The sequence below is a fragment of the Pseudomonas sp. 910_21 genome (genome assembly GCF_052850735.1).
Genome location: NZ_VXCY01000003.1, coordinates 180,839 through 206,887, shown reverse-complemented (window position 1 = coordinate 206,887; position 26,049 = coordinate 180,839). Strand labels below are relative to the sequence as shown.

At 62.4% G+C, this 26,049-nt stretch carries 23 protein-coding genes; 12 read left to right on the top strand and 11 right to left on the bottom strand.

The features are described from left to right. Window positions 1-6 precede the first annotated feature (6 nt). On the top strand, window positions 7-390 hold the full coding sequence (locus tag FW796_RS10895; protein ID WP_102862043.1) for an MAPEG family protein: 384 nt from the start codon (window positions 7-9) through the stop codon (window positions 388-390). Between the two features lie 80 nt (window positions 391-470). Here the strand turns inward: FW796_RS10895 and mltA are convergent, their stop codons facing one another. Then, window positions 471-1,646, bottom strand: coding sequence for a murein transglycosylase A (gene mltA, locus FW796_RS10890; RefSeq protein WP_346633204.1), 1,176 nt, complete (start codon window positions 1,644-1,646; stop codon window positions 471-473). A 132-nt stretch (window positions 1,647-1,778) separates the two neighbouring features. On the opposite strand from mltA, the gene FW796_RS10885 reads away from it, so the two are divergent. Then, window positions 1,779-2,228 carry a c-type cytochrome gene (locus FW796_RS10885; protein ID WP_025131121.1) on the top strand — a complete coding sequence of 150 codons (450 nt, stop codon included), beginning with the start codon at window positions 1,779-1,781 and terminating at the stop codon, window positions 2,226-2,228. A gap of 67 nt (window positions 2,229-2,295) precedes the next feature. Here FW796_RS10885 and FW796_RS10880 read toward each other — a convergent pair whose 3' ends face one another. The 4 genes from FW796_RS10880 to FW796_RS10865 all read right to left on the bottom strand — a co-directional run bounded on the left by FW796_RS10880 (window position 2,296) and on the right by FW796_RS10865 (window position 6,920). Next, window positions 2,296-2,691 carry a DUF1090 domain-containing protein gene (locus tag FW796_RS10880; RefSeq protein WP_346633203.1) on the bottom strand — a complete coding sequence of 132 codons (396 nt, stop codon included), beginning with the start codon at window positions 2,689-2,691 and terminating at the stop codon, window positions 2,296-2,298. 124 nt (window positions 2,692-2,815) lie between these two features. Beyond that, entirely contained in the window at window positions 2,816-4,498 is a 1,683-nt protein-coding gene (ligB, locus tag FW796_RS10875; protein WP_346633202.1) for an NAD-dependent DNA ligase LigB, read from the bottom strand. Window positions 4,499-4,714: 216 nt separating this feature from the next. Beyond that, entirely contained in the window at window positions 4,715-5,905 is a 1,191-nt protein-coding gene (gene metK / locus FW796_RS10870) for a methionine adenosyltransferase (RefSeq protein ID WP_110594377.1), read from the bottom strand. A gap of 19 nt (window positions 5,906-5,924) precedes the next feature. After that, window positions 5,925-6,920, bottom strand: a complete 996-nt coding sequence (locus FW796_RS10865) for an ArsR/SmtB family transcription factor (RefSeq protein ID WP_346633200.1) — start codon at window positions 6,918-6,920, stop codon at window positions 5,925-5,927. Window positions 6,921-7,179: 259 nt separating this feature from the next. Between FW796_RS10865 and tkt the strand changes: the two genes are divergently transcribed. The 6 genes from tkt to fba all read left to right on the top strand — a co-directional run bounded on the left by tkt (window position 7,180) and on the right by fba (window position 13,514). Continuing rightward, entirely contained in the window at window positions 7,180-9,177 is a 1,998-nt protein-coding gene (tkt, locus tag FW796_RS10860) for a transketolase (RefSeq protein WP_446439354.1), read from the top strand. A 157-nt stretch (window positions 9,178-9,334) separates the two neighbouring features. Beyond that, a complete protein-coding gene (gene epd, locus FW796_RS10855) occupies window positions 9,335-10,414 on the top strand; it encodes an erythrose-4-phosphate dehydrogenase (protein WP_346633198.1) in 1,080 nt (359 codons plus the stop codon). A 17-nt stretch (window positions 10,415-10,431) separates the two neighbouring features. Then, window positions 10,432-11,595, top strand: coding sequence for a phosphoglycerate kinase (locus FW796_RS10850; protein WP_265577614.1), 1,164 nt, complete (start codon window positions 10,432-10,434; stop codon window positions 11,593-11,595). Window positions 11,596-11,627: 32 nt separating this feature from the next. Continuing rightward, window positions 11,628-11,849 (top strand): hypothetical protein, encoded by a 222-nt coding sequence (locus FW796_RS10845; protein ID WP_346633196.1) that lies wholly within the window; start codon window positions 11,628-11,630, stop codon window positions 11,847-11,849. Window positions 11,850-11,909: 60 nt separating this feature from the next. Beyond that, the gene (locus FW796_RS10840) at window positions 11,910-12,239 is read left to right on the top strand and encodes an MliC family protein (RefSeq protein ID WP_011063956.1); all 330 of its coding nucleotides are present in this window, start codon (window positions 11,910-11,912) and stop codon (window positions 12,237-12,239) included. Between the two features lie 210 nt (window positions 12,240-12,449). Beyond that, window positions 12,450-13,514 (top strand): class II fructose-bisphosphate aldolase, encoded by a 1,065-nt coding sequence (fba, locus tag FW796_RS10835; RefSeq protein ID WP_003229012.1) that lies wholly within the window; start codon window positions 12,450-12,452, stop codon window positions 13,512-13,514. Between the two features lie 286 nt (window positions 13,515-13,800). Here fba and FW796_RS10830 read toward each other — a convergent pair whose 3' ends face one another. Continuing rightward, window positions 13,801-14,472: a polysaccharide lyase family 7 protein gene (locus FW796_RS10830; protein WP_346633195.1), complete on the bottom strand. Its 672-nt coding sequence runs from the start codon at window positions 14,470-14,472 to the stop codon at window positions 13,801-13,803. 318 nt (window positions 14,473-14,790) lie between these two features. Between FW796_RS10830 and FW796_RS10825 the strand changes: the two genes are divergently transcribed. From FW796_RS10825 to FW796_RS10815, 3 genes are read left to right on the top strand one after another with little or no spacing between them, the layout of a single operon-like run. After that, window positions 14,791-16,914 (top strand): putative bifunctional diguanylate cyclase/phosphodiesterase, encoded by a 2,124-nt coding sequence (locus FW796_RS10825; RefSeq protein ID WP_346633194.1) that lies wholly within the window; start codon window positions 14,791-14,793, stop codon window positions 16,912-16,914. Between the two features lie 42 nt (window positions 16,915-16,956). Beyond that, the gene (locus FW796_RS10820; RefSeq protein WP_346633193.1) at window positions 16,957-17,469 is read left to right on the top strand and encodes a M48 family metallopeptidase; all 513 of its coding nucleotides are present in this window, start codon (window positions 16,957-16,959) and stop codon (window positions 17,467-17,469) included. 23 nt (window positions 17,470-17,492) lie between these two features. Further along, the gene (locus FW796_RS10815) at window positions 17,493-17,789 is read left to right on the top strand and encodes a winged helix-turn-helix domain-containing protein (RefSeq protein WP_102862029.1); all 297 of its coding nucleotides are present in this window, start codon (window positions 17,493-17,495) and stop codon (window positions 17,787-17,789) included. Between the two features lie 3 nt (window positions 17,790-17,792). Here the strand turns inward: FW796_RS10815 and FW796_RS10810 are convergent, their stop codons facing one another. After that, window positions 17,793-18,245 carry a GNAT family N-acetyltransferase gene (locus FW796_RS10810; RefSeq protein WP_102862028.1) on the bottom strand — a complete coding sequence of 151 codons (453 nt, stop codon included), beginning with the start codon at window positions 18,243-18,245 and terminating at the stop codon, window positions 17,793-17,795. Between the two features lie 277 nt (window positions 18,246-18,522). Between FW796_RS10810 and FW796_RS10805 the strand changes: the two genes are divergently transcribed. Further along, complete coding sequence (locus FW796_RS10805; RefSeq protein WP_346633192.1) at window positions 18,523-19,260, top strand: substrate-binding periplasmic protein; 738 nt, start codon at window positions 18,523-18,525, stop codon at window positions 19,258-19,260. A 96-nt stretch (window positions 19,261-19,356) separates the two neighbouring features. Here the strand turns inward: FW796_RS10805 and yccS are convergent, their stop codons facing one another. The 4 genes from yccS to mdtD form a co-directional block, all read right to left on the bottom strand. Next, on the bottom strand, window positions 19,357-21,549 hold the full coding sequence (gene yccS / locus FW796_RS10800; protein ID WP_346633191.1) for a YccS family putative transporter: 2,193 nt from the start codon (window positions 21,547-21,549) through the stop codon (window positions 19,357-19,359). Window positions 21,550-21,701: 152 nt separating this feature from the next. Further along, window positions 21,702-22,880: an NAD(P)/FAD-dependent oxidoreductase gene (locus FW796_RS10795; protein WP_346633190.1), complete on the bottom strand. Its 1,179-nt coding sequence runs from the start codon at window positions 22,878-22,880 to the stop codon at window positions 21,702-21,704. Between the two features lie 91 nt (window positions 22,881-22,971). Then, window positions 22,972-24,309: an ATP-dependent RNA helicase DbpA gene (gene dbpA, locus FW796_RS10790; protein WP_346633430.1), complete on the bottom strand. Its 1,338-nt coding sequence runs from the start codon at window positions 24,307-24,309 to the stop codon at window positions 22,972-22,974. A 233-nt stretch (window positions 24,310-24,542) separates the two neighbouring features. Next, a complete protein-coding gene (gene mdtD, locus FW796_RS10785; RefSeq protein WP_404937833.1) occupies window positions 24,543-25,973 on the bottom strand; it encodes a multidrug transporter subunit MdtD in 1,431 nt (476 codons plus the stop codon). Window positions 25,974-26,049: the final 76 nt, after the last annotated feature.

Below are 26,049 nucleotides of genomic sequence, written 5' to 3'. Positions count from 1 at the left end.
TGCTCCATGACTGTCGCTTTCTGGTGTGTGTTGATCGCAATTGTTCTGCCCTATCTGTGTACCGCCATCGCCAAGGGCGCCGGCAAATATGGGCTCCGCTACAACCATGACCCACGGGCGTTCCTGAGTACCCTGGAGGGTCTGCCCAAGCGTGCGCACAATGCGCAGCTCAACGGCTTCGAGGTGACCCCGGCATTCGCTGCGGCGGTGATCATCGCCCATGTGGCGGGTAACGCCGAACTTGTGACTATCAACGTGCTGGCGGTGTTGTTTGTCACCAGCCGCCTGCTGTACATGATCTGCTATCTGGCGGACTGGGCGATCCTGCGCTCCCTGGTGTGGTTCGTGGGCATGGGCCTGATCGCCAGTTTCTTCTTCGTTTCAGTCTGACCCTTGCCTTCGTAGGAGCCGGCTGCGGGCAGAGGCGCCCGCAAGATCGTCTTCGCCGGCAAGCCGGCTCCTACACGGGGTTAAGGGGTATTGGGAACTTCCGGCACTTTGGGCAGCGCCGCCCCCTTGGGCCAGAGCATCCAGATCTGGCCGGACTGCTTCATGTCGCCGGCCAGTTGTCCGGCGGCGTCGCCAGTGCCCCAGAACAGGTCGGCGCGCACTTCGCCGGTGATAGCGCCGCCCGTGTCCTGGGCGGCCACGGGACGTACCAGGCTGCTGCCGTCGGGACGGGTGGTGGACAGCCACAACAGGCTGCCCAGGGGGATGACCTTGCGATCCACTGCGACGCTGTAGCCAGAGGTCAGCGGTACGTTCAGCGAGCCCCTGGGGCCTTCGTTGCTGTCCGGGTTGCGATTGAAGAACACGTAGCTCGGATTGCTGCCCAGCAGTTCGGGAATCCGCGTCGGATGGGCCTTGGCCCAGGCGGCGATGGTGCCCATGGTCACGTCTTCTTTTTTCAGTTCCCCCTGCTCCACCAGCCAGCGGCCGATGGGCCGGTAGGGATGGCCGTTCTGGTCGGCATAGCCGATCCGCAGTTGGCGTCCGTCATCCAGCTGGATCCTTCCCGAGCCCTGGATCTGCAGGAATTGCAGGTCCATTGGATCGGTCAGCCAGGCCAGCACCGGAGCCTTCACCCCCTTGGTCTCGATGGTCGCGGCATCGTCATAGGGCTTGAGGACCCGGCCTTCGAGACGGCCCCTCAGGCGTTTGCCCTTGAGTTCCGGATAGATGCTGTCCAGAGCGACGATGATCATGTCGTCCGGCACGCCGTACACCGGCACATTGGCCGTCTGGGTCTGGGTCAGGCTGCCGGGATACACCGGTTCGTAATAGCCGGTGATCAAGCCGGTGCTGCTGCCGCTGCCCGAGCGCAGCCCATAGACCTCCAGGTGCTCCTTGAGAAAATCGCGGATAGCGGCCGGGGTCTGTGGCACGTTGGCCGCTGCAGCGCAGGTGGCGCCCCACACCGGGTCGGCTTTGAGGCGGGTGCAGGCGCTGCGCCAGGAGCCGAAACCGGCCAGCAGGTCGTTATCGGCAACACTGGGCAGAGAGTCCCACGGTGCACTGTTGTAGGTGGCCAAGGCGTGAGTTGGCGCAGGCTTGCCGTTGTCGCCGCCGTTGCAGCCGGCGAGCAGTGCCAGGGCCGGCAGGGTCCAGAGCAGGTGGCGACGCCAGCGGGGGAAGCTCGGGTTCATGCTGTATTTCCTTTAAGAGTTATCCACAGACTGCGTGGCTGCGAACAACCCCTATTATTAATAGGGCTATTGGTGTTTGCCGGGGAGGCGAGGATACTGGCCGCCGTTTCCGTGACCTGACCTGAAGCCACCATGACGCTAAAAAGACTTTCTGTTGTATTGCTGGCCTGCCTGACGCTTTCCGCCTGTGGCGGTGTCGACCCCAACTCTCCCCTGGGTCAGCGCAAGGCGATCTTCAAACAGATGCTCAAGACCGGCGAGGACCTGGGAGGCATGCTGCGTGGGCGGATTCCTTTCGACGGTGCACGTTTTGCCGAAGGTGCGGTCAAGCTCGACAGCCTGTCCCATGAACCCTGGAAGCACTTCCCTGAGGTCAAGGAAGAGGATCACACCAGCGCCACCGATGACGTCTGGCGCAAACAGGCGCGATTCCAGGAGCTGGCGCGCAACCTCGAGGCGGCCACCGGCGAACTGGTGACCATCAGCCAGGTTCAGCCTTACAAGGCCAGTAACCTGGGGCCGGCAGTGCAGAAGGTTGAAGACGTCTGCAGTGCGTGCCACAAAGAATTCCGCAATCACTGAGTGGCGCTTCTGACAAGCTGGTTTGCGCTGGCGAGGGAGCAAGTTCCCTCGCCACGACAAGCGCCGCTTACTTGTCCAGTTCGTCCAGGGCTTGCTGCAGTTCCTTGCGGGACTCGGCGAGCTTGTCCTTGCGCTTGTTGATCTTCTCCGAGTCGCCTTTTTTCATGGCCTTTTCCAGGTCGGCCTGGCGCCGGCTGACTTCGTGCTTGGCTTCCAGCACCTTGTTTTCCCGATCCTTCTTCAGCGAGGCATCAGTGCAGTGGGCGGTGACTTCGCTCAGGGCGCGCTCCAGGCCGGCTTGCTGATTGCTGTTGCCATGGGCCTTGGCCTGTTCGATCTGGGTCATGATGGCTTGGCGCTTGGCGGCGCAACCGGTCAGTTGCGGGGCTTGCTCGGCGGCCAGCAGGGGCGCGCTCATCAGGCTGCACAGGGTCAGGGCAGCGAGGGATGGAAACAGTTTCATGGAAGGCTCCAGGTGAAAAAAAGATCAAAAAATAACCAATTTAAATATTGACGCTGGTATCGGGAGTGGGTTGTTGGAACCCAATCGCGCCTGGGTGGTTCAACCTGCGCCCCAGGATGACGGATTAAAAACCATCGATACCCGCTTCACTCAAGGTGGCACGCAGGGCCAGTACCTGTGAATCACGAAAGAATGCCGTCAGTTGCGCAGCACGTTCCGCTCCTATTCCTGCTTCGTCCTGCCAGTCCTGGCTGCTTTTGCGCGCCAGGGTTTGCCATGGCCCGCTCAGGTCAGCTGAGCCACTGGGTGGCAATCCGAGGGATTTCAGCCAGCGAGGGAAGGGTTGCTGCCTTGCCCGGTGCAGGCTCTCGAGCAAACGAGAGCTGCTGCGTTTGCCGAAGCCGGCAATGTTAGCAAGCTCTGCCTGATCCAGGGTCAGCCAATCCAACAGGCCTTTGATACGTCCTGTTTCAACCAGCCTGGTCCAGGTTTGCTCGCCGATATTCTGCAGGTCCAGGCCCTGCCTGCTGCTGAGCCAGGTCAGTCGCGCGAGAAACTGACTCTCGCAACCGGGAGATGGCTGCCAGCAGCTCAAACCATGAAAGTCCTCCTGGGTCGGAGCCTGGATGGCCTGGCGTTGTGGGCTCCTGAGTACCACACCCTCCAGGCGCGGAATGGTCAGTCCGGCAAGGCTGATGGCCACTTGATCGCCGGGCACTATATCCAGTGCTCGCCAGCGTTGTAGCGAGCCGACGCTGACGCGACGGATCTGTCGGTCATCGAGGGTGACAGGCTCGACATCCAGCAAGGGGGTGATCCGTCCGGTGCGGCCGATCCGGAATCGCACCTGGCGCACATGGGCCAGGGCCTGGGCGTAGGGATATTTCCACGCGGCAATCCAATGCGGGGCTTTGGCCTGCCAGCGCTCGGCGGCCGGGCGCTGGCTCTGTCGCAGAATGATGCCGTCGCTGGCAAAGGGCAGGGGCGAACGGTACCAGTGCTCCCGCCATTGCCGGGCCTCGCTGAACCCGTTGATGGGCCGGCTGTATTCGCGGCCTTCGGCAAAGCCTAGTTGCGCCAGTTGCTCCAGGCGTTCACTCAAGTTAGCGGGGCCTTGGGGCCAGTCCCAGACAAACAGGCCGATCTGCTCTGCCTCCGCCATCGACAGGTGTTTGCGCGCCAGCCATCCGGCGACCCGGCTGCGAGCATTGAGACTGCCTGCGCGGGCCTGGATGTGTTGATCCAGTCGTTGATACAGCTCCCCTTGCAGCAGCAGATCCACGGGTTGTGGCAATTGTTTGGGAATGGCCGGGATCTGTCGGGCATTGGCGCTCCAGTCATGGCCCAGCACCCCGTCACCTCGGCTTAATGCCTGGCGGAAGCGGCCCTGGCGGTAGATCAGGGTCACGGCCACGCCGTCGATCTTGGGCTGCGCCCAAATACCTTCGCGGCCTTTTAGCCAGAGCTGTACGGCGTTGTCGTCGGGGAGTTTTTCCACTCCGGTGTGAGCAATGGGGTGAGGGATGCTGCCCCGGGCGTCAAGCAACGGCCGGTCAGCAGTCACGGGTATCTGTGGGAAGCAGCGCTGCAAGTTGGCCAGGCGCTGACGGGACTGGTCGTAGAGTTCGTCGGCTACAGGCGATTGGCCGTGCCGGTGGTAGCGGGTGTCCCAGTTCTTGAGCTGTTGTTGCAGGGCGCTGATTTCCAGGTCGGCCTGGGACGTTGGCCATTTGGGACATTGGGCCAGGGCGGGTAGGCCTGCGAGGGCCAGAAGCAGCAGGAAGAGTCTTGGCAGCATGGGGAGCATCCTTGCTCTGATGGGCATGCGCTAAAGGCTAGAGGGGATTGGCGGCGGGCTTGGACGAAGGTGTTTGCTGGGTGTTTCATCGGGCGCCAACACTCGTCGTCAATGGCCCGGAGCCCTGTATCGACGGTTGTCGGCTGGCTTTGGAAGGAAACCTTCAGCCACAAAAAAGCCCCGCCGGGCGAGCCGGGCGGGGCTTTGGATGTTGCCAGGTGAAGCTTACAGGCCGGCAGCAGCGCGCAAGGCGTCGGCGCGGTCGGTTTTTTCCCAAGTGAAGGTGGTGAAGGTGTCCTCACCCACGGTCTTGGTTTGTGGCGCACGGCCGAAGTGACCGTAGGCCGCGGTTTCCTGGTACATCGGGTGCAGCAGGTCGAGCATGGTGGTGATCGCGTAAGGACGCAGGTCGAAGTGCTCGCGGACCAGTTTGACGATCTTGTCGTCGCTGATCTTGCCGGTGCCGAAGGTGTTCAGCGAGATCGAAGTCGGTTGCGCCACGCCGATGGCGTAGGACACCTGGATCTCGCAACGCTCGGCCAAGCCAGCGGCGACGATATTCTTGGCGACATAGCGGCCGGCGTAGGCTGCCGAACGGTCGACCTTGGATGGATCCTTGCCGGAGAACGCGCCGCCGCCGTGACGGGCCATGCCGCCGTAGCTGTCGACGATGATCTTGCGGCCGGTCAGACCGCAGTCGCCCACTGGGCCACCGATGATGAACTGGCCGGTCGGGTTGATGTGGAATTGGGTGTCTTTGTGCAGCAGTTCAGCAGGCAGCACGTGCTTGACGATCAGTTCCATCACGCCTTCGCGCAGGTCGTTGTAGGACACTTCCGGGTTGTGCTGGGTCGACAGCACTACCGCGTCGATGCCGACCACGATGCCGTTTTCATAGCGGCAGGTGACCTGTGACTTGGCGTCCGGGCGCAGCCACGGCAGCAGACCCGATTTGCGCGCTTCAGCCTGGCGATGTACCAGCTGGTGCGAGAACGCGATCGGAGCCGGCATCAGCGCTGCGGTTTCGTTGCTGGCGTAGCCGAACATCAGACCCTGGTCGCCGGCGCCCTGATCTTCAGGCTTGGCACGGTCGACACCCTGGTTGATGTCAGGGGACTGCTTGCCGATGATGTTCATCACGCCGCAGGTCGCGCCATCGAAGCCGACGTCGGAGCTGGTGTAGCCGATGTCGCAGATCACGTCGCGGACGATCTGTTCCAGGTCGACCCAGGCGCTGGTGGTGACTTCGCCGGCGACGATGGCAACACCGGTCTTGACCAGGGTTTCCACCGCTACGCGGGCGTGCTTGTCCTGGGCAATGATGGCGTCCAGCACCGCATCGGAAATCTGGTCAGCGATTTTATCCGGATGCCCTTCAGACACGGACTCGGAGGTGAAAAGGGAGTATTCGCTCATCTCGACGGTTTCCTAAAATTTACCGATGGTGAGTGTCGCCAGCCGGTCGCTGAAAATGGCGGACCTGGATCTGGAAACCATTACGTAAGCCTACATAGAGACTTTCCCCGGGAGTCAGTCCCGCAGCGGTGGCCCAACGAGCCAAATCATCTTGTTCGAACCCTAGCCAGAGATCGCCGCAAGCCTCTTTGGCCCAACTCTGGTTGTGGCTGCACAAGTCTGTTACCAACAGGCTACCGCCTGGTTGCAGCAATTGGGCCATCTGCTTGAGGGCTTCGGCCGGTGCGGCGAAATGGTGCAGGACCATGTTCAGCACTACGCAATCGGCCGTCAGCTGTACGCCATCCAATGCATCGGCCAGTTGCAGGCTGACGTTAGCCAATGTTTCGCGCTCACACAGCTGGCGCGCCAGTTCAAGCATTGCCGGACTGTTGTCCAGCGCGGTTACCCGGGCAAAGCGTCGGGCCAGTTCAGGGAGAAATCCACCGTCACCGGGACCCACTTCAATGGCAGTGGCCATTGGGTTGAAACTCAGCTTGTCCAGCAGCGCGAGAACACTGTCGCGGTACTGGGGCAGTCCTGCGATCAGGTCCTGCTGGGCGCGGAATTTCTCCGCCACCCGGGAAAAGAAGTCTTGGCTGGCCGCGGCCCGTTGCCGGTGCACCAGGCCGATCCGGCCCTGGACATCCACCGGCAGCCGTACCTGGTCGACTTCGTCCAGCAGGGCTGCGTGGAGCTTGCCCCCCAGAAGTTCGGTATGGGGCAGGGCACGGCGATAGAAAATCGCATTGCCTTCACGGCGGGTCGCCACCAGGCCGGCCTGGGCCAGGACCTTCAAGTGGTGACTCATGCCGGACTGGCCGATCGCAAAGATCTGAGCCAGTTCCAGTACGCCGAACGAGTCGTTGCTCAGTGCGCGCAAGACATTGAGCCGTAGAGGATCGCCGCCGGCCTTGCACAGGGCTGCCAGTTCGTCGCAATCGTCATGCTCAATGGAGGGTGCGTGCAGGTTCATAGGGGCGCAGTCTAGAGGTGCCTGCAAAGGCCTGCAACACCAATATCAAAAAGTTTTGATATTGGTGTTGCAGGGGCCTTTGCCAGAGCTGTTCGTTGCCTTGTCAACGAACGGCAAGCGGGTTTCTCCAGTGGATTGAGTGCTTATCCATGGGAAAAACATGCCTGAGTGACTATCTGTCATTGCCCCCGCCAGACGCCTGAGGGAAAATGCAGGCCTTTTTTCCGTTTCGTTTTATTCAATCCTCAGGAGATCAGCGATGCCCAGCCGTCGTGAGCGTGCCAACGCCATTCGTGCCCTCAGCATGGATGCCGTGCAAAAAGCCAACAGCGGCCATCCAGGTGCCCCTATGGGTATGGCGGATATCGCCGAAGTACTTTGGCGTGACTACCTGAAGCACAACCCGAGCAATCCATCCTTCGCCGACCGTGACCGCTTCGTGCTGTCCAACGGTCACGGCTCGATGCTGATCTACTCGCTGCTGCACCTGACCGGCTACGACCTGTCGATCGATGACCTGAAAAGCTTCCGCCAACTGCACAGCCGCACTCCGGGTCACCCGGAATTCGGCTACACCCCAGGTGTGGAAACCACCACTGGCCCACTGGGCCAGGGCCTGGCCAATGCCGTGGGCTTCGCCCTGGCGGAAAAAGTCCTGGCGGCGCAGTTCAACCGTCCAGGGCACAACATCGTCGATCACCACACCTACGTGTTCCTGGGTGATGGCTGCATGATGGAAGGCATTTCCCATGAAGTCGCTTCCCTGGCCGGTACCCTGGACCTGGGCAAGCTGATCGCTTTCTACGATGACAACGGCATTTCCATCGACGGCGAAGTCGAAGGCTGGTTCACCGACGACACGCCGAAGCGTTTCGAAGCCTACAACTGGCAGGTGATCCGCAATGTCGACGGCCACGATCCGGAAGAGATCAAGACCGCCATCGACACCGCGCGCAAGAGCCCGCTGCCAACCCTGATCTGCTGCAAGACCACCATCGGTTTCGGTTCGCCGAACAAGCAAGGCAAGGAAGACTGCCACGGCGCGCCACTGGGTGCCGAGGAAATCGCCCTGACCCGCGCTGCGCTGAAGTGGAACCATGGCCCGTTCGAAATCCCGGCTGATATCTACGCCGAGTGGGACGCCAAGGAAGCCGGTCGCGCCGTGGAAGCCGAGTGGGATCAGCGCTTCGCTGCCTACTCTGCGGCCTTCCCAACCGAAGCCAATGAACTGGTACGTCGCCTTGCGGGTGACCTGCCGGCGGACTTCGCCGAGAAGGCCGACGCCTATATCGCTGAAGTCGCGGCCAAGGGCGAAACCATCGCCAGCCGTAAAGCCAGCCAGAACACCCTGAACGCCTTCGGCCCGCTGCTGCCTGAATTCCTCGGCGGTTCGGCTGACCTGGCCGGTTCCAACCTGACCCTGTGGAAAGGCTGCAAGGGCGTCAGCGCTGAAGACGCCAGCGGCAACTACATGTACTACGGCGTGCGCGAGTTCGGCATGACCGCCATCATGAACGGCGTTGCCCTGCACGGTGGCCTGGTGCCTTACGGCGCGACCTTCCTGATGTTCATGGAATACGCACGCAACGCAGTGCGCATGTCGGCGCTGATGAAGCAGCGAGTGATCCACGTCTACACCCACGACTCCATCGGTCTGGGCGAAGACGGCCCGACTCACCAGCCGATCGAGCAACTGACCAGCCTGCGCACCACCCCGAACCTCGACACCTGGCGTCCAGCCGATGCCGTGGAATCGGCGGTGTCCTGGAAGTACGCCCTGGAGCGCAAGGACGGCCCATCGGCGCTGATCTTCTCCCGCCAGAACCTGCAGCACCAAACCCGTGATGCCGGGCAGATCGCCGACATCAGCCGTGGTGGCTATGTGTTGAAAGACTGCGCAGGCGAGCCTGAGCTGATCCTGATCGCCACCGGTTCGGAAGTGGGCCTGGCGGTCCAGGCTTTCGACAAGCTGACTGAGCAAGGCCGCAAGGTGCGCGTGGTTTCCATGCCGTGCACCAGCGTGTTCGATGCCCAGGATGCGGGCTACAAGCAATCGGTTCTGCCGTTGCAGGTCAGCGCGCGGATCGCCATCGAAGCTGCTCACGCCGACTTCTGGTACAAGTACGTCGGTCTGGAAGGCCGTGTGATCGGCATGACCACCTACGGCGAGTCGGCGCCAGCGCCGGCCTTGTTCGAAGAGTTCGGCTTCACCCTGGACAACATCCTGGGCCAGGCTGAAGAGCTGCTGGAAGACTAAAAAAGCACGCGGTGGCCCAGCCACCGCGATCCCTTTGTAGGAGCTGGCTTGCCAGCGATTCGCGGTCTGCCTGGCACACCGCTGATCGCTGGCAAGCCAGCTCCTACGATGGGGTGCGTATAACAAGTTCGTCTGCCTGTGCCTGATCGAGAACCCCATGCCTCAACCGCGTCCCTATAAAGTTGCACTCAACGGCTACGGCCGGATTGGTCGTTGCGTCTTGCGTGCTCTGTTCGAGCGGGGGGCTGCGGCCGGATTCGAGATCGTTGCAATCAACGATCTGGCCGACATGGCCAGTGTCGAATACCTGACACGCTTCGACTCCACCCACGGCCGGTTTCCCGGCGAGGTGAAGGTCGATGGCGACTGTCTGCATATCAATGGCAACTGCGTGAAAGTGCTGCGCAGTGCCACCCCTGAAGGCATCGATTGGGCGTCCCTGGACGTCGATCTGGTGCTGGAATGCTCCGGCGCCTACCACACCCGTGAAGACGGCCAGCGTTTTCTCGACGCCGGCGCGCCGCGGGTGCTGTTCTCCCAGCCGATGGCCAGCGAGGCGGATGTCGACGCCACCATCGTTTATGGGGTGAATCAGGAGTGCCTGACCGGCGCCGAGCTGCTGGTTTCAAACGCCTCCTGCACTACCAACTGCGGTGTGCCGCTGTTGCGCCTGCTGGATCAGGCCATCGGCCTGGAATACGTGTCGATCACCACCATTCACTCGGCGATGAACGACCAGCCGGTGATCGATGCCTATCACCACGAGGACCTGCGCCGTACCCGTTCGGCGTTCCAGTCGGTGATCCCGGTGTCCACTGGTCTGGCGCGTGGTATCGAGCGCCTGTTGCCGGAACTTGCCGGGCGAATTCAGGCCAAAGCTGTGCGAGTGCCGACGGTCAACGTGTCCTGCCTGGATATCACCATGCAGACCGTGAGCGATACCGACGCCACCGAGGTCAACCGGATCCTTCGCGAGGCCGCCACCAGCGGTCCGCTCAAGGGCCTGCTGGCGTATACCGAGCTGCCTCACGCCAGCTGTGATTTCAATCATGATCCCCATTCGGCGATCGTCGATGCCAGTCAGACCCGCGTTTCCGGCCCCCGGCTGGTGAACATCCTGGCGTGGTTCGACAACGAATGGGGTTTTGCCAACCGGATGCTGGATGTTGCTGGGCACTACCTGCAGACAGCCACTCCACGCTCTGACTCTAAACTCTCTGTTTCTGAAGAACAGTAACCCAGGAATTGCGACCCATGACCGTGTTGAAGATGACCGACCTCGATCTGCAAGGTAAGCGCGTGCTGATCCGCGAAGACCTCAACGTCCCAGTCAAGGACGGTGTTGTCACCAGCGATGCGCGGATCCTGGCTTCGCTGCCGACCATCAAGCTGGCCCTGGAAAAAGGCGCGGCAGTGATGGTCTGCTCGCACCTGGGCCGCCCGACCGAAGGCGAGTTCTCCGCCGAGAACAGCCTCAAGCCGGTAGCTGACTACCTGAGCCGTGCCCTGGGCCGTGAAGTGCCGCTGGTGGCCGACTACCTGGGTGGTGTCGAGGTCAAGGCCGGCGACATCGTGCTGTTCGAGAACGTGCGCTTCAACAAGGGCGAGAAAAAGAACGCCGACGAGCTGGCTCAGCAATACGCTGCCCTGTGCGACGTGTTCGTGATGGACGCTTTCGGCACCGCGCACCGCGCCGAGGGTTCGACCCATGGCGTGGCCAAGTTCGCCAAAGTGGCCGCTGCAGGTCCCCTGCTGGCTGCTGAGCTGGACGCACTGGGCAAGGCCCTGGGCAACCCGGCCAAGCCGATGGCGGCCATCGTTGCCGGTTCCAAGGTGTCCACCAAGCTGGATGTGCTCAATAGCTTGAGCCAGATCTGCGACCAGTTGATCGTCGGCGGCGGCATTGCCAACACCTTCCTGGCCGCTGCCGGGCATCCGGTTGGCAAGTCGCTGTACGAGCCGGACCTGCTGGACACCGCCCGCGCCATCGCCGCCAAGGTCAGCGTACCGCTGCCGGTGGACGTGGTCGTGGCCAAGGAGTTCGCCGACAGCGCCGAAGCTACCGTCAAGCTGATTGCCGACGTGGCCGCTGACGACATGATCCTGGACATCGGCCCGCAAACCGCGGCCCAGTTCGCCGAACTGCTGAAAACCTCCAAGACCATCCTCTGGAACGGTCCTGTAGGTGTGTTCGAATTCGACCAGTTCGGCAACGGCACCAAGGTACTGGCCCAGGCCATCGCCGACAGCGCCGCGTTCTCCATTGCCGGCGGTGGCGACACTCTGGCGGCCATCGACAAGTATGGCGTTGCCCAGCAGATCTCCTACATTTCTACCGGTGGCGGCGCCTTCCTCGAGTTCGTCGAGGGCAAGGTGCTGCCGGCGGTTGAAGTCCTGGAAGCCCGGGCCAAGGCCTGAGATTCCCGTTGGCCGGGCAAAGGAGTGTTCTGATGGTCAAGACATTGCCACTGTTGATCGCCGTGGCTTTGCTGGCGGGGTGCTCCGGCACTCCACAGGCAAAGTCGGCCGATGAGGCCGGCGAGCCGGACAAGGGCTGCTACCAGGCCGATTGGCAGGCCGAGACGGCACCGGTGATTAACAAGCGCCTGGGCCCTGAGGGTCTGGAGAAGTACGAGACACCGTCAAAGACCAGGGAACAGGGTTGCCCTTGACGGGTCGGATTGGATAACGCAACGCGCTGGGGCCTGTGGGCTGCCGGCCGAGGAACATCGATGAAAGGTTTGATCGCCGTGGCGATGCTGGGCTTGCTGGCAGGTTGCGCCAACCTGAACCTGCTCAAGTCGCCGACCACTGACAACTGGACGACCTGGACCTGTGACAGCCAGGCCCAGGTGCTCTGGCGCTACACCGACGATAGCCGCAAGGCGGTCGATGTGCGCCTGGGGGGCGACGATCAGGTTCGGCGCCTGAAGCTTGAGCCCAGTGGTTCGGGTTCGCTGTACAGCGATGACATGCTGGCGTTTCACGTCAAGGGCGAGGAGGGCCTGGTCTACTGGGTCGCCACCAACGACCTGATCGGCCGCGGCTGCAAGGCCATGTAGGTGCTGGCTTGCCAGCGAAGGCGGCCTCCAGACCTGTGCAAGGTTCAAGGCCCCTTTCGCCGGCGAGCCGGCTCCTACAGGGCTGTAGAGATTTGGTTTTAACGGATAGAGCAGGGCGGGCTGACCCCCGATCTGCAATCACTTGAATAGCAGTCGCCGCTACGGCAGGCTTGCACGATTAACGACCCTCGACCGGGAGAGACACACACAATGGCACTCATCAGCATGCGCCAGATGCTGGACCACGCAGCCGAGTTCGGCTACGGCGTTCCAGCCTTCAACGTCAACAACCTTGAGCAGATGCGCGCCATCATGGAAGCCGCTGACAAGACTGACTCCCCGGTGATCGTTCAGGCGTCGGCCGGTGCGCGCAAGTACGCCGGTGCGCCGTTCCTGCGTCACCTGATCCTGGCGGCGATCGAAGAATTCCCGCATATCCCGGTGTGCATGCACCAGGACCACGGCACCAGCCCTGACGTCTGCCAGCGCTCGATCCAGCTGGGCTTCTCCTCGGTCATGATGGACGGCTCCCTGGGCGAAGACGGCAAGACCCCGACCGACTACGAATACAACGTGCGCGTCACCCAGCAGACCGTGGCCATGGCCCACGCCTGCGGCGTGTCAGTAGAAGGCGAGCTGGGCTGCCTGGGTTCCCTGGAAACCGGCATGGCCGGTGAAGAAGACGGCATCGGCGCCGAAGGCGTGCTGGATCACAGCCAGATGCTGACCGACCCGGAAGAGGCTGCGGACTTCGTCAAGAAGACCCAGGTCGACGCCCTGGCCATCGCCATCGGTACCAGCCACGGTGCCTACAAGTTCACCAAGCCGCCTACCGGCGACGTGCTGGCCATCGACCGCATCAAGGAAATCCACAAGCGCATCCCCAATACCCACTTGGTGATGCACGGTTCTTCGTCGGTTCCGCAAGAGTGGCTGGCGATCATCAACCAGTACGGCGGCGACATCAAAGAAACCTACGGCGTGCCGGTTGAAGAAATCGTCGAAGGCATCAAGTACGGCGTGCGCAAGGTCAACATCGACACCGACCTGCGCCTGGCGTCCACCGGTGCCATGCGTCGTCTGATGGCCACCAACCCGAGCGAGTTCGACCCGCGCAAGTTCTTCGGTGCCACCGTAACCGCCATGCGCGACGTGTGCATCGCGCGTTACGAAGCCTTCGGTACTGCCGGCAACGCTTCGAAGATCAAGCCGATCTCCCTGGAAGCGATGTTCCAGCGTTACCTCAAGGGTGAGCTGAACGCCAAGGTCAACTAAGCCTTAGCGTCATCCGGAAAGCCCGCAGCGATGCGGGCTTTTTTGTGCCCGCAATTCCCGCCTCCTACAGGTGGCCGAGGTGTTTTTTTGTAGGAGCTGGCTCGCCAGCGAAGAGGACCTTTGGGATTGCGCTGTGTTCAAGGGCGCCTTCGCCGGCAAGCCGGCTCCGACAGGTGGTCGAGGTGTTTTTTTGTAGGAGCTGGCTTGCCAGCGAAGAGGGCCTTTGGGCATGCGCTGGGCTCAAGGGCGCTTTCGCCGGCAAGCCGGCTCCTGCAGGAGAAGGGGGTCAGATTTTGTTGTGGTCGATATCCAGCTTGGAGAAGGTCACTTTGCCGCCCTCGCTGGTGTAGCCGCTGTTGTCCTGGACATAAACCCCTGCCTTGAAATACAGCGGCTTGTCGCGCCAGGTGGCGCTCAGCTGGCCATCCCATTGATAGCCTGCCGCACTGATCCCCAGGGCGCCACCGGGACTCAGATGAATCAGGTAGGAAAATTCACGATCCAACGGCACGTTCTTGGCGAGGGTAATGACCCGGCCTTCGTCGTCATCCGGACGCATGCGCACCTTGGCCACGATATTGCCGCTGCCTTTGCTGGCCTTGTACTGGTACTCCACTTTCACCAGGGGCTTGGTGCTGTTGTAGGCATGGATCTGGCCAACGACGATCTTGCCCGTCGAGGGCACCTGTTTCACCGCCAGGGTGGCGTACAGCAGGTTGTCGGCTTCGGGATAGGTCCAGTTGCGCAGGTTGCCGTTGGAATAGGTTTCCCGCAGCTCGGTGCGTGGGTAAATGGCGTTCTCGGTTTTCGAGCCGGTGACCGGTGACCAGAAGAACAGGGTGCCGCTGTCGGAGTGGAAGTACTGGTCCTTGAAGCCTTTGACCAGGGTTGGGGTGTCAATGGTTGCCGGTGGGCTGCCGACGGGAACGCTGAGGTTCCAGGTTGCCAGATCGATCATGGTGAGGGGTCCGCAAGGATAGGTCTGGAGCAGGTCGCCGAGGGCTTTAGCCTGCGCTTCTTCGGGCGTCTTTATAGCGCAGAACTGATGCCGGGCGAGGTCCGTACGGCGGATATATGACGTCAGCAAAATGTCGAAATGCCATCTTTCCCGGTTTTTATGAGGCAAAACTGTGACCGTTAGTCGGGAGCCGGTGCCATTGGTGGAGTGATGGCGTGATGGCAGCTTCTGCTTTTGAAGAACCGGGTCTAGAGTGAGTCCACAGTTTTAGTCAGGTTTTCTCACCCGTTCAGTCTTATTACAGACAAGAGAAGCAGCATGGAATGCGTGCACCCGGAGGTAGCCGAAGGCCACTCCACTCTCCTGATCGTTGATGACTATCCTGAAAATCTCCTAAGCATGCGCGCGTTGTTGCAGCGTCAGGACTGGCAGGTGATGACCGCTGCCTCCGGTGTCGAGGCCCTGGGCCTGTTGCTCGAGCATGAAGTGGATCTGGTGCTGCTGGATGTGCAGATGCCCGGGATGGATGGTTTTGAGGTGGCTCGCCTGATGCGCGGCAGCCAGCGTACCCGGCTGACACCAATCATCTTTCTCACCGCGAACGAACAGTCCCAGGACGCCGTGATCAAGGGCTATGCCAGTGGCGCGGTGGACTACCTGTTCAAACCCTTCGATCCGCAGATCCTCAAGCCCAAGGTCCAGGCCCTGCTGGAGCACCAGCGCAATCGCCGGGCCCTGCAGCACCTCAGCCATGACCTGGAGGTGGCGCGAGCGTTCAATGCCTCGGTGTTGGATAACGCCGCCGAAGGCATCCTGGTGGTGGACGAGGGCGGCCATGTGCGCTTCGCCAATCCAGCGGTTTCGCGCTTGCTCAATGCCCAGGTGAAAGATCTGGAAGGCTCGCCCTTCCTCGACTATCTGCAAAAGCCCCACGTCCCCGACTGGAACGAATCCGAACTCTATGCCTGCTACCGCCGGGGCGAGACCTATCGTCTGCATGATGCCCTGTTGCGTACCGTCCCCGGTCAGCAGCTCAGCGTGGCCCTGTCCTGCGCGCCCCTGCCCAGCGAGCAGAAGGCCATGGTGGTGACCTTGCTGGACATGTCCGAGGTACGACACCTGCATCAACAGCTGGAGTACCAGGCCGTTACCGATCCGCTGACGGGCCTGCTCAACCGGCGCGGTTTCTATCAGACGGTGGAGAACATCCTATTGCGCAGCGATCGCTCGGGAAAGTCTCTGGTCCTGCTCTATCTGGACCTGGATGGCTTCAAGCGGGTCAACGACTCCCTGGGGCACGATGCCGGCGACCGGGTGCTGCGCTGGGTCTCCGAACAGTTGAAGGAATGCCTGCATTCGTTCGACATTCTCGGGCGCATGGGCGGCGACGAGTTCACGGCCTTGCTGGAGCTAAGTTTCCCGGAGCAAGCGGCAAAGATCGCCGAGAAGCTGATCGAGCGCCTGTCCATCAGCCAGCAGATCGATGGCATGGAGGTGGTGCTGGGAGCCAGCATTGGCATCGCCATCTACCCTGACTGCGGTTCCAATCTGGAAGGCCTGTTGCGGGCAGCGGATATCGCCATGTACGAGGCCAAGCGTGCCGGCCGTCAGCAATACCGCTACTACGATCATGAAATGAACGGCCGTGCCCGTTCCCGGCTGATGCTTGAAGAAAGCGTGCGCAGCGCGGTGGAACGCAAGGAGTTCACCCTGGTGTATCAACCCCAGGTGGCCATTGCCGATGGCCGCTTGCGGGGATTCGAGGCGTTGCTGCGCTGGCGGCACCCGAGTGTCGGCGATGTACCGCCGGGGCTGTTTCTACCGTTGCTGGAAGAGGCGCGGTTGATCAGCCGCCTGGGCAGCTGGATCTATCAACAGGGGGCCGCTCAGCGCAAGGATTGGGAGCAGGTGTTCAGCCCGGACCTGGTGCTGGGGGTCAGCCTCAGCGCTACTCAGTTCGGCATGCCCAACCTGGTTACCGAACTGCGCCAAGTGCTGTTGCGCCATGGCCTGCAGCCTCGTCAGCTGGAGGTGGAGGTTACCGAGGCGGCACTGACCCAGAACCTGGACGAGACCCGCAAACAGTTGCAACAGCTGCATGAACTGGGGGTGCGGGTCGCCCTGGACGATTTCGGTTCAGGCAGTTGCTGTTTGGCGTACCTGCGCGACCTGCAGTTGGACACCCTTAAGCTTGACCGGCACCTGATCGCTCGCCTGCTCACTTCGCCGCGAGATGCCGCCATCGCCCGCAGCGTAATCGACCTGTGCAAACAGTTCGGCCTGCTGGTGATTGCCGAAGGCGTGGAAACCCTCGAACAATACGAGTGGCTCAAGGCCAACGGTTGTGAATACGTGCAGGGTTTCCTGGTGGCTCGCCCCCTGACTGCCAACAGTGCCAGCCAATTTGCCCAGCCTTTTGACTGGAGCGCGTTGCCGGCCTGAATTCGCTACACTGGCGCTCTTTGCACCTTGCGTTGCCCCTTCATGACTGCACTCAAATACCTCCAGGCCTACCCCGTCGCCCTGCAACAGCAGGTGCGCCAGCTGATCGACGAAGATCGCCTGGGGGACTACCTGAGTCGGCGTTATCCGAACAAGCACGCGGTGCAGAGCGACAAGGCGTTGTACAGCTACGCTCTGGAGCTGAAGCAGGAGTACCTGCGCAACGCCCCGGCCATCGACAAGGTGCTGTTCGATAACCGCCTGGACCTGACCCACCGCGCCCTGGGCCTGCACACCACGGTGTCCCGGGTGCAGGGCGGCAAGCTCAAGGCCAAGAAGGAGATCCGCATCGCCTCCCTGTTCAAGGAGGCGGCGCCGGAGTTCCTGCGGATGATCGTGGTGCACGAGCTGGCGCACTTCAAGGAGTCGGACCACAACAAGGCGTTCTACAAGCTCTGCGAGCATATGCTGCCGGGCTATCACCAGCTGGAGTTCGACCTGCGGGTCTACCTGACCTGGCGCGACCTGCATGCCAAGGCGGGAGCGGCGGATTAGTGCTTAGTGAAAGGGAGTAGGCGATGGATGTAAGCAAGACCAAGAGCAGTTTCTACCGCCGCCTGTATGTGGCGTATCTGATCGACAGCGGCCTGGCCAGCAGTGTGCCGGCGCTGACCGAAGTCACGGGCATGCCTCGACGCACGGCCCAGGACACCATCGCCGCCCTGGCGGACCTGGATATCCTCTGCGAGTTCGAGCAGCAGGACGGCGCCCGCAATCATGCCGGGCGCTACCGGATCCATAGTTGGGGTGCCATCGACAAGGGCTGGATCGAGCCCAATCTGCGGCAAATCAAGACGGTGCTGGGTTATCCCTGAGTCTCAGGCCCGGCGCATGCCGATATGGGGAATGCCGTCTTCCAGGTACTCCTCGCCCGCGACGATGAAGCCGTAGCGTCCGTAGTAATCCTGTAGATGGGCCTGGGCCGAGAGGTAGATCGGGGTTTCTGGCCAGTGTCGTTGTGCCTGTTTCAGCGCCTGCTCCATTAGGGCATGGCCCAGGCCCTGGCCACGGGCCTGTTCGGCGATCACTACGCGGCCGATCACTACGTCGCCGCCCTGGGAGATCGGGTCCAACAGGCGCAGATAGGCCAGCAGGCGGTCGTCGTCCCAGGCCATCAAGTGGCAGGTATCGCCTTCAAGATCGCGGCCGTCCACTTCCTGGTAGGGGCATTTCTGTTCCACAACAAAGACTTCGGTGCGCAGTTGCAGGATGGCGTACAACTGTTCCTTGCCCAGATCGGTGTGATGCTTGCAGACCCATTCGATGGTCATCTTCATATCCTGTAGAAAGTGCTGCGCGAAATACTAAGCACATCGCCGCGGGATGTCTTGTCGAGCATTACCAAGAGGCTGTTTCTGTGAGTTAGGTCAAAATGCCACCATTGTTGTTACTGGCATTTGTCTTCTTTGTGTAATCTGTTTTCAAGTCCTGTACAGCGGTATTGATGAGCTAATGTTAGGAGCTGGGCTGCCCTATCGAATACCGGTAGGGGCCCTCGAGTGTCGGCTGGAACGCGCTGGGCCCTGGGCCCGCTAAGGATCTTTTAGCATGCTGCGATTGCATCGAGCTTTGGCTTTGATCGGATTGCTGTTGCTGGGCCAGAGCGCTTCTGCAGAGAAGCTGCGACTGGTCGCTGACGCCTGGCCCCCCTTTACTGACGCGACCCTGGTCAACGGCGGGGTGGCCACCGATATCGTCAGCACTGCCCTGTCCCGTGCCGGCTATGCCAGCGAGTTCGAACAGGTGCCCTGGGCCCGAGCCCTGCTGGGTATTGGCGAGGGGCGCTACGACGTGCTGGTCAATGCCTGGTACAACGAAGAGCGCACCCAATTGGGGCAGTTCTCCTCGGAGTACATGCTCAACCGGGTGCGCTTCATCAAGCGCAAGGACGCTCCGCTGGAATACAGCAACCTCAAGCAACTGCATGAGTACCCGGTGGCGGTGGTACGTGGCTACGCCTACTCCCCTGAATTCGACAATGACCCGGACCTGCAGAAGGTGCCGGTGCACAACTTCGCCATGGCGGTGCGCATGCTGGCGGCGGATCGGGTCAAGCTGACCCTGGAAGATGAATACGTGGCGCGTTACTACCTGGCTCGGGAATCACCGCGGGTGCGCAATGCCGTGGAGTTCCTGCCCAAGCCTCTGAGCGAGAACAGCCTGCATATTCTGGTCAGCCTGAAGAACCCCGAGCACGCGCAGATCGTGGCCCGGTTCGACCAGGAAATCGCCGCCATGAAGGCCGACGGCAGCTACGACCGCCTGCTACGCCAGCACGGTATGTAACCGAACAGGGGCTGGCTTGCAGGAGCTGGCTTGCCAGCGAACGCGGCCCTGAATGTGGGGTAAGTCCTCAGGCCTCTTTCGCCGGCAAGCCGGCTCCTACGCTTCTGCGGTGTCGCTGGTGTCTTTGATCAGGTGTGCCGCCAGGGTCCGTAACGGGCCTAGCTGGCGGCAGATCAGCGCCAGCTGGGTCTGCACCAGGCGCTGGCCTTCGTCGATTTCATCCGGCATCTGCTCCAGTTCATTGGCCAGTGCTTCCTCTGCATCGCTCTGGATGGCGATCGGGGTCTTGTCGGCCAGGCCCTGGGCAATCTCGTCGATGCTCGCCGCCAGGCTGACCCCAGCACCGTTGATCAGGTGCTCGCGGACTTCCCCCGGCAGTTGGGTTTCCCGGTGCGCGCCCAATCCCGACAGGTAGCTGAGCAGGGTGTGGGACAGCACCAGGAAGCGGAACCCCACGTCTGCCTCCTTACGGAAGTGCCCCGGCTCCATGAGCATGTTGGCCAGGGTGGTGGACAGCGCCGCATCGGCGTTGTGGGCGTTGCGCCGGGCCAGGCGATAGGCCAGGTCGTCGCTCTTGCCGGCGGCGTACTGCTGCATGATCTGCCGCAGGTAGATGCTGTTGCAGGTCAGGGTATTGGCCAGCACCTTGTTCAGGCGCCGGCCCTGCCAGTCCGGCAGGAACAGGAACACCGCCAGCCCGGCGATCAGACTGCCCAGCAGGGTATCGAACAGCCGCGGCAGGAACAGCCCGTAGCCGTCGCCCACCTGGTTGAAGCAGAACAGCACCATCAGGGTGATGGCGGCCGTGGCCAGGGTGTAGCGGGTGGTGCGGTTGGTGAAGAACACCACCCCGGCGGCGATGGCGAACAGCGACTGCACCAAGGGGCTCGGGAACAGGTCGAACAGCGCCCAGGCGATGGTCAGGCCGATGGCGGTGCCGATGATCCGCTGCCCCAGCTTGCGCCGGGTGGCGCCGTAGTTGGGCTGGCAGACGAACAGCGTGGTGAGGATGATCCAGTAGCCCTGGGAAGGGTGGATCAGATGCACCATGCCGTAGCCGATACTCAGCGCCAGGGGCAGGCGCAGTGCATGGCGGAACAGCAGCGAGGTCGGCGTCAGCTGGGTGCGCAGCCGAGTCCAGACATCCTTGAGGTTGCGCGGCGAGCGGTCCAGCAGGCTGCTGTCGGTGGCATCGGCCAGGGCGTCGGGGTTGCTGGCGTCGCTGAGCAGTCGGTCGAGGGTGCCGAGGTTGGCCGCCAGGGCGCGTAGCGAGCGCAGCAGCCCGCGCCAGGCCGGATTGCTCTGGATGCGCAGGTGTTCCAGGGAGGCGTGCAGGTCACCCAGGGCTTGGGCAAAGCTGGCGTCATAGACGAACGGCTGGCGCAGCTGGATGGATTCCGCCAGGGCGCGGCAGGCCTTGCCCTGCTGGCGCAACAGGCGCTGGCAGCGGAACAGCACGTCGCTGTGGAAGAAGGCGTCGGTCAGGGCGTTATAGGGGTAGTGGGACGAACTGGCACGCTCGTGGATGTCCTGGGCAAGGAAGTACAGCTTCAGGTAGCGGCTGACTTTCGACCCCGGCCGGCCATTGCCCACCCGGTGCAGGATGATTTCCTTGGCGGCGTTGAGGGCGGCCACGACCTTGCCATTTTGCTGGGCCAGCTCCAGGCGCCGGGCTTCCACATCCAGCTGGCGGATCGGCTCGAACAGGGATGACTTGAGCTTGAGGTAGAAACCCAGCTCACGGAACAGCCGGGCCAGGCTCTGCTGCACCGGCTGGTTGGAGAACAGCGCTTGCCACAGCACCGAGAGCAGGCCATACCAGGCCGCGCCGGCTACCAGCAGCAGCGGCTCGTGCCAGAAGTCGAGCACCGCGCCACCGCGCTGGTCGACGCCGATCATGGTGTAGACCGAGAGAATCAGGGTCGCCGAGGCGATGGCGCCGTAGCGCTCCCCCAAGGCCCCGAGCATGGTCAGGCCGAAGCTGGCCAGGGCCAGGGCAATGGCAAAGATCCAGGGATAGGGGAACAGCAGTTCCACCGACAGCGCGGCGATGCTGAAGCACACCAGGGTCACGGCCAGGGCGTTGAGCCGGCCTTGCCAGCTGTCGTCGGTTTCCGCCAGGGCGCTGGCGATGATGCCGAGGAACAGCGGAATCAGCAGGCCCATTTCATCCTGGTACCAGCACAGCGCCATGCTGCCGGTCAGGGCGATGAACACCCGCACGCTGTAGCTGAATTTATCCAGCGCCCAGAGACGGCGCAGGGACTGACGAAAAGAGGTCGATGACATGGAGTGGGACAGGCCTTCCGGGGCGATGCAGCTAAATTGAGCCAGTATTGACGACGGCGCAATGCCGCCGTCACATCCGATAGCAAATTCTGTTCCCACCCAGAAACTGGAGAAGCGAGGACGCGCCCCTCGCTCCTACGTGCGCATCAGGCTCAGACGTACTGGGCCGCCGCGTAGCCCGAGGCCCAGGCCCACTGGAAATTGAAGCCGCCCAGGTGGCCGGTGACGTCCAGCACTTCACCGATGAAATACAGCCCCGGGCTTTTCAGGGACTCCATGGTCTTGGACGAGACCTCACGGGTGTCGACGCCGCCCAGGGTCACTTCCGCGGTGCGGTAGCCCTCGGTGCCCGCCGGTACCAACTGCCAGCTGCCGAGTTTTTGCGCTACGTCCGCCAGCTCGGCCGGGGTGTACTGCTTCATCGGTTTGGAGACGAACCAGTGATCGGCCAGCAGGCCCGCCATCTTCTTGGTGAAGATTTCCCCCAGGAGTGTCTTGAGCTCGCTGTTGGGGCGCTCGGCCTGCTGTTGTTGCAGCCAGCCCAGGGCGTCGTGGTCTGGCAGCAGGTTGATCTCGACGCTGTCGCCGGGCTGCCAGTAGGAGGAGATCTGCAGGATCGCCGGGCCGCTGAGGCCGCGGTGAGTGAACAGGATGTTCTCGCGGAAACTCTGGTCGTTGCAGCTCACCAGACAATCCACCGAAGTGCCCGACAGCTCGCCGCACAGCTCCTTGAGCTGGTCGGTGATGGTGAAGGGCACCAGGCCGGCGCGGGTCGGCAACAGTTCATGGCCGAACTGCCTGGCGACCTGATAACCGAAACCGGTGGCGCCCAGGGTCGGGATCGACAGGCCTCCGGTGGCGATCACCAGGGACTGGCACTGCACCTGGCCCAGGGTGGTCTGCAGCAGATAGCCCGACTCCAGCTTCTCGATCTGCTGGATCGAGGTGTCCAGGCGCAGGTCCACGCCCACTTGATCGCATTCATCGAGCAGCATGCCGAGGATGTCGCTGGACTTGTTATCGCAGAACAGCTGGCCGAGTTTCTTCTCGTGGTAGGGCACGCCGTGCTTGGCCACCAGGCCGATGAAATCCCACTGGGTGTAGCGAGCCAGGGCCGACTTGCAGAAGTGCGGGTTCTGCGAGAGGAAGTTGGCCGGTTCGGTGTACATGTTGGTGAAATTGCAGCGGCCACCGCCGGACATCAGGATCTTCTTGCCGGCCTTGTTGGCGTGGTCCAGCAACAGCACCTGGCGTCCGCGGCCGGCCGCGGTCAGCGCGCACATCAAGCCTGCGGCGCCAGCGCCAATGATCACGACTTCGGTAGAACGCAAAACGGTGTCCTCTTGGTGGGGCGCGACAAAACAAACTGTGGGAGCGAGCCGGCTCGCTCCCACAGGGGATCTCCTTTGGATGGAAGATCAGTTACAAAACACGCACGCGCAGCGAACGGCCCTTGATCTTGCCGTTGTTCAAACGCTGCAGCGCCTGCATGACCACGGTGCGCTCAACCGCCACATACGACTGGAAGTCGAAGATCGCAATCTTGCCGACCTGGGCGCCCGGGATGCCGGCGTCGCCAGTCAGTGCACCGAGAATATCGCCCGGACGCACTTTGTCCTTGCGCCCGCCAGCGATGCACAGTGTGCTCATCGGTGGCTGCAGCGGGGCGCCGCCCTGGGACTTGAGGTTGTCGACCTGATCCCAGTTCAGCGGGGCTTTCTGCAGCTGTTCGATGGCTTGCGCGCGATGGGCTTCGGACGGTGCGACGAGGCTGACCGCGATACCTTTTTCGCCAGCGCGACCGGTACGGCCAACGCGGTGAATGTGGATTTCCGAATCGCGGGCCAGCTCGACGTTGATCACCATGTCCAGCGCATCGATGTCCAGGCCACGGGCGGCCACGTCGGTGGCGACCAGTACCGAAGTACTGCGGTTGGCGAACATCGCCAGCACCTGATCGCGGTCACGCTGTTCCAGATCGCCGTGCAGGCCGACGGCGGAAATGCCTTTGGAGGTCAGGTGATCGACGGTTTCCTGCACTTGCTGCTTGGTGAAGCAGAAAGCGACGCAGGAAGCCGGGCGGAAGTGGTGCAGGACTTTGGTCACTGCGCTCATGCGTTCTTCCGGGGAGATCTCGTAGAAACGCTGTTCGATCTGCGTGTCGTCGTGGAACGCTTCGGCTTTCACCGTCTGCGGATCACGCATGAATTTCGACGCCAGTTGCTTGATGCCCACCGGGTACGTGGCGGAGAACAGCAGGGTCTGCCGGCGCGACGGGGTCTTCTCGATGATGTCTTCGATAGCGTCGTAGAAACCCATGTCGAGCATGCGGTCGGCTTCGTCGAGGATCAGCGTGTTCAGGCCATCAAGCACCAGCGAACCCTTGCGCAGGTGTTGCTGGATACGCCCCGGGGTGCCGACGATGATGTGCGCGCCGTGTTCCAGGGAAGCGATCTGCGGGCCGAAGGACACGCCGCCGCACAGGGTCAGGACCTTGATGTTGTCTTCGGCCCGGGCCAGGCGCCGGATTTCCTTGGCCACCTGATCGGCCAGCTCGCGAGTCGGACAGATCACCAGGGCCTGGCAGCCGAAGTAGCGCGGGTTGATCGGGTTCAGCAGGCCGATGCCGAAGGCGGCGGTCTTGCCGCTGCCGGTCTTGGCCTGGGCAATCAGGTCCATGCCCTTGAGGATCACCGGCAAGCTCTGCGCCTGGATCGGCGTCATCTGGGCATAACCGAGGGAGTCGAGGTTAGCCAGCATGGCGGCGGACAGGGGCAAAGTATTAAAAGCGGTGGCGATGGTGGTCACGGGACTGGCCTGCAAAACAAAATGTCGCGCAGTGTATCAGTCTCGCTCCCACAACCTGCAAATTCTGGACGAGCAACCGCGCAGGGGCGGTTCTGGGTAGGAGCTGGCTTACCAGCGAAGGCGGACGCAAGGCTCAAGGGCCTCTTCGCCGGCAAGCCGGCTCCTACGGGGAGAGGTGTGTGGGTTCAGTGTTCGATGTGCTGCTCCTGGACCTTGCGCGCTCGGCGGCCATCGGTGGGCGACAGCTGGAGGAAGATCGCCGCCGCCAGCATCGCCATGATTCCTACCGTGAGGAAGGTCAGCTGGAAGGCGCCGAGTACGGTGTCGACTCCGTCATTGCCCACTTCAGCAGTAAAACCGCCCAGCAGTGCCCCGGCACACGCCACTCCCAGGCTCAGGGACAGTTGCGCCACCACCGACAGCAGGCTGTTGCCGCTGCTGGCCGCGGCATCGTCGAGGTCGATCAGGGTCACGGTGTTCATCGCGGTGAACTGCAATGAGTTGATCGCCCCCAGCACCGCCAGCATGCCCAGCAGCAGCGGATAAGGCGTGTGCTCGCTGACCAGCCCCATGCTGGCCAGCATCAGCCCCAGGGCCAGGGTGTTGCCGGTGAGCACGATGCGGTAGCCCAGGCGCTCGATCAATGGCCGGGCAATGGACTTGGCCAGCATCGCCGCGGCCGCCAGGGGCAGCATGCTCATCCCGGCCTGGGAGGGGGAATAACCCAGGGCCACTTGCAACAGCAGGGGCACCAGAAAGGGCAGGGCACCGCTGCCCAGGCGGGCGAACAGGTTGCCGAGGATGCCCACGGCAAAGGTCCGCACTTTAAACAGCGAAGGGGCGAACAGCGGGTTGTCGATATGCCCGGCTCGCAGCCAGTAGGCCGCCAGGCAGGCCAGGCCGCCAAACAGCAGCAACATCACCCGCAGGTGCGGCAGGTGCAGTTCACCCAGGCCTTCCATGGCGATGGTGATCAGCACCATCGCCGCGCCGAACAGCACAAAGCCCAGGCCATCGAAACGGGTGCGCTCGCTGCCCCGCAGATCGGGAATGAAACGCCACACCGCGTAGCAACCCACCGCACCCACTGGCAGGTTGATCAGGAAGATCCAGTGCCAGGTCAGGTACTGCACCATCCAGCCGCCCATGGTCGGGCCGATCAGCGGGCCCAGCAGCCCGGGAATGGTGATGAAGCCCATGATCCGCACCAGCTCGGAGCGCGGGTACGCCCGCAACACCACCAGCCGCCCCACCGGCAGCATCAGCGCACCCCCCAGGCCCTGGATCACTCGGGCGCCGATCAGTTGGGACAGGGTGTTGGACATCGCGCACAGCAGGGAACCGATGCTGAACAGCAAGATGGCGCCGAAGAAAATCTTCTTGGTGCCAAAGCGGTCGGCGATCCAGCCAGACGCCGGGATCAGCAGGGCCACGGTGAGCATGTAGGCGATGATCACCCCCTGCATGCGCAGCGGGTCTTCCGCCAGGTCCTGGGCCATGGCCGGCAGCGCCGTGTTGAGGATGGTGCCGTCCAGGGATTGCATGAAGAAGGCGATGGCCACTACCCAGGGCACCCAGCGGGCGGTGGTAGCGTCGAGAGGCGGGCGTTCGGGCATGGGACCTCGATGTGAGTTCAGGTAGGAGCCGGCTTGCCGGCGAAGGGCGCGCTGCATTCGGGCCGGGGCGTCGCGT

Excerpts from the sequence above, each read along its gene's own strand:
- FW796_RS10895 (WP_102862043.1), top strand. The coding sequence starts at position 7 with ATGACTGTCGCTTTCTGGTGTGTGTTGATCGCAATTGTTCTGCCCTAT.
- mltA (WP_346633204.1), bottom strand. The coding sequence starts at position 1,646 with ATGAACCCGAGCTTCCCCCGCTGGCGTCGCCACCTGCTCTGGACCCTG.
- FW796_RS10885 (WP_025131121.1), top strand. The coding sequence starts at position 1,779 with ATGACGCTAAAAAGACTTTCTGTTGTATTGCTGGCCTGCCTGACGCTT.
- FW796_RS10880 (WP_346633203.1), bottom strand. The coding sequence starts at position 2,691 with ATGAAACTGTTTCCATCCCTCGCTGCCCTGACCCTGTGCAGCCTGATG.
- ligB (WP_346633202.1), bottom strand. The coding sequence starts at position 4,498 with ATGCTCCCCATGCTGCCAAGACTCTTCCTGCTGCTTCTGGCCCTCGCA.
- metK (WP_110594377.1), bottom strand. The coding sequence starts at position 5,905 with ATGAGCGAATACTCCCTTTTCACCTCCGAGTCCGTGTCTGAAGGGCAT.
- FW796_RS10865 (WP_346633200.1), bottom strand. The coding sequence starts at position 6,920 with ATGAACCTGCACGCACCCTCCATTGAGCATGACGATTGCGACGAACTG.
- tkt (WP_446439354.1), top strand. The coding sequence starts at position 7,180 with ATGCCCAGCCGTCGTGAGCGTGCCAACGCCATTCGTGCCCTCAGCATG.
- epd (WP_346633198.1), top strand. The coding sequence starts at position 9,335 with ATGCCTCAACCGCGTCCCTATAAAGTTGCACTCAACGGCTACGGCCGG.
- FW796_RS10850 (WP_265577614.1), top strand. The coding sequence starts at position 10,432 with ATGACCGTGTTGAAGATGACCGACCTCGATCTGCAAGGTAAGCGCGTG.
- FW796_RS10845 (WP_346633196.1), top strand. The coding sequence starts at position 11,628 with ATGGTCAAGACATTGCCACTGTTGATCGCCGTGGCTTTGCTGGCGGGG.
- FW796_RS10840 (WP_011063956.1), top strand. The coding sequence starts at position 11,910 with ATGAAAGGTTTGATCGCCGTGGCGATGCTGGGCTTGCTGGCAGGTTGC.
- fba (WP_003229012.1), top strand. The coding sequence starts at position 12,450 with ATGGCACTCATCAGCATGCGCCAGATGCTGGACCACGCAGCCGAGTTC.
- FW796_RS10830 (WP_346633195.1), bottom strand. The coding sequence starts at position 14,472 with ATGATCGATCTGGCAACCTGGAACCTCAGCGTTCCCGTCGGCAGCCCA.
- FW796_RS10825 (WP_346633194.1), top strand. The coding sequence starts at position 14,791 with ATGGAATGCGTGCACCCGGAGGTAGCCGAAGGCCACTCCACTCTCCTG.
- FW796_RS10820 (WP_346633193.1), top strand. The coding sequence starts at position 16,957 with ATGACTGCACTCAAATACCTCCAGGCCTACCCCGTCGCCCTGCAACAG.
- FW796_RS10815 (WP_102862029.1), top strand. The coding sequence starts at position 17,493 with ATGGATGTAAGCAAGACCAAGAGCAGTTTCTACCGCCGCCTGTATGTG.
- FW796_RS10810 (WP_102862028.1), bottom strand. The coding sequence starts at position 18,245 with ATGACCATCGAATGGGTCTGCAAGCATCACACCGATCTGGGCAAGGAA.
- FW796_RS10805 (WP_346633192.1), top strand. The coding sequence starts at position 18,523 with ATGCTGCGATTGCATCGAGCTTTGGCTTTGATCGGATTGCTGTTGCTG.
- yccS (WP_346633191.1), bottom strand. The coding sequence starts at position 21,549 with ATGTCATCGACCTCTTTTCGTCAGTCCCTGCGCCGTCTCTGGGCGCTG.
- dbpA (WP_346633430.1), bottom strand. The coding sequence starts at position 24,309 with ATGCTGGCTAACCTCGACTCCCTCGGTTATGCCCAGATGACGCCGATC.
- mdtD (WP_404937833.1), bottom strand. The coding sequence starts at position 25,973 with ATGCCCGAACGCCCGCCTCTCGACGCTACCACCGCCCGCTGGGTGCCC.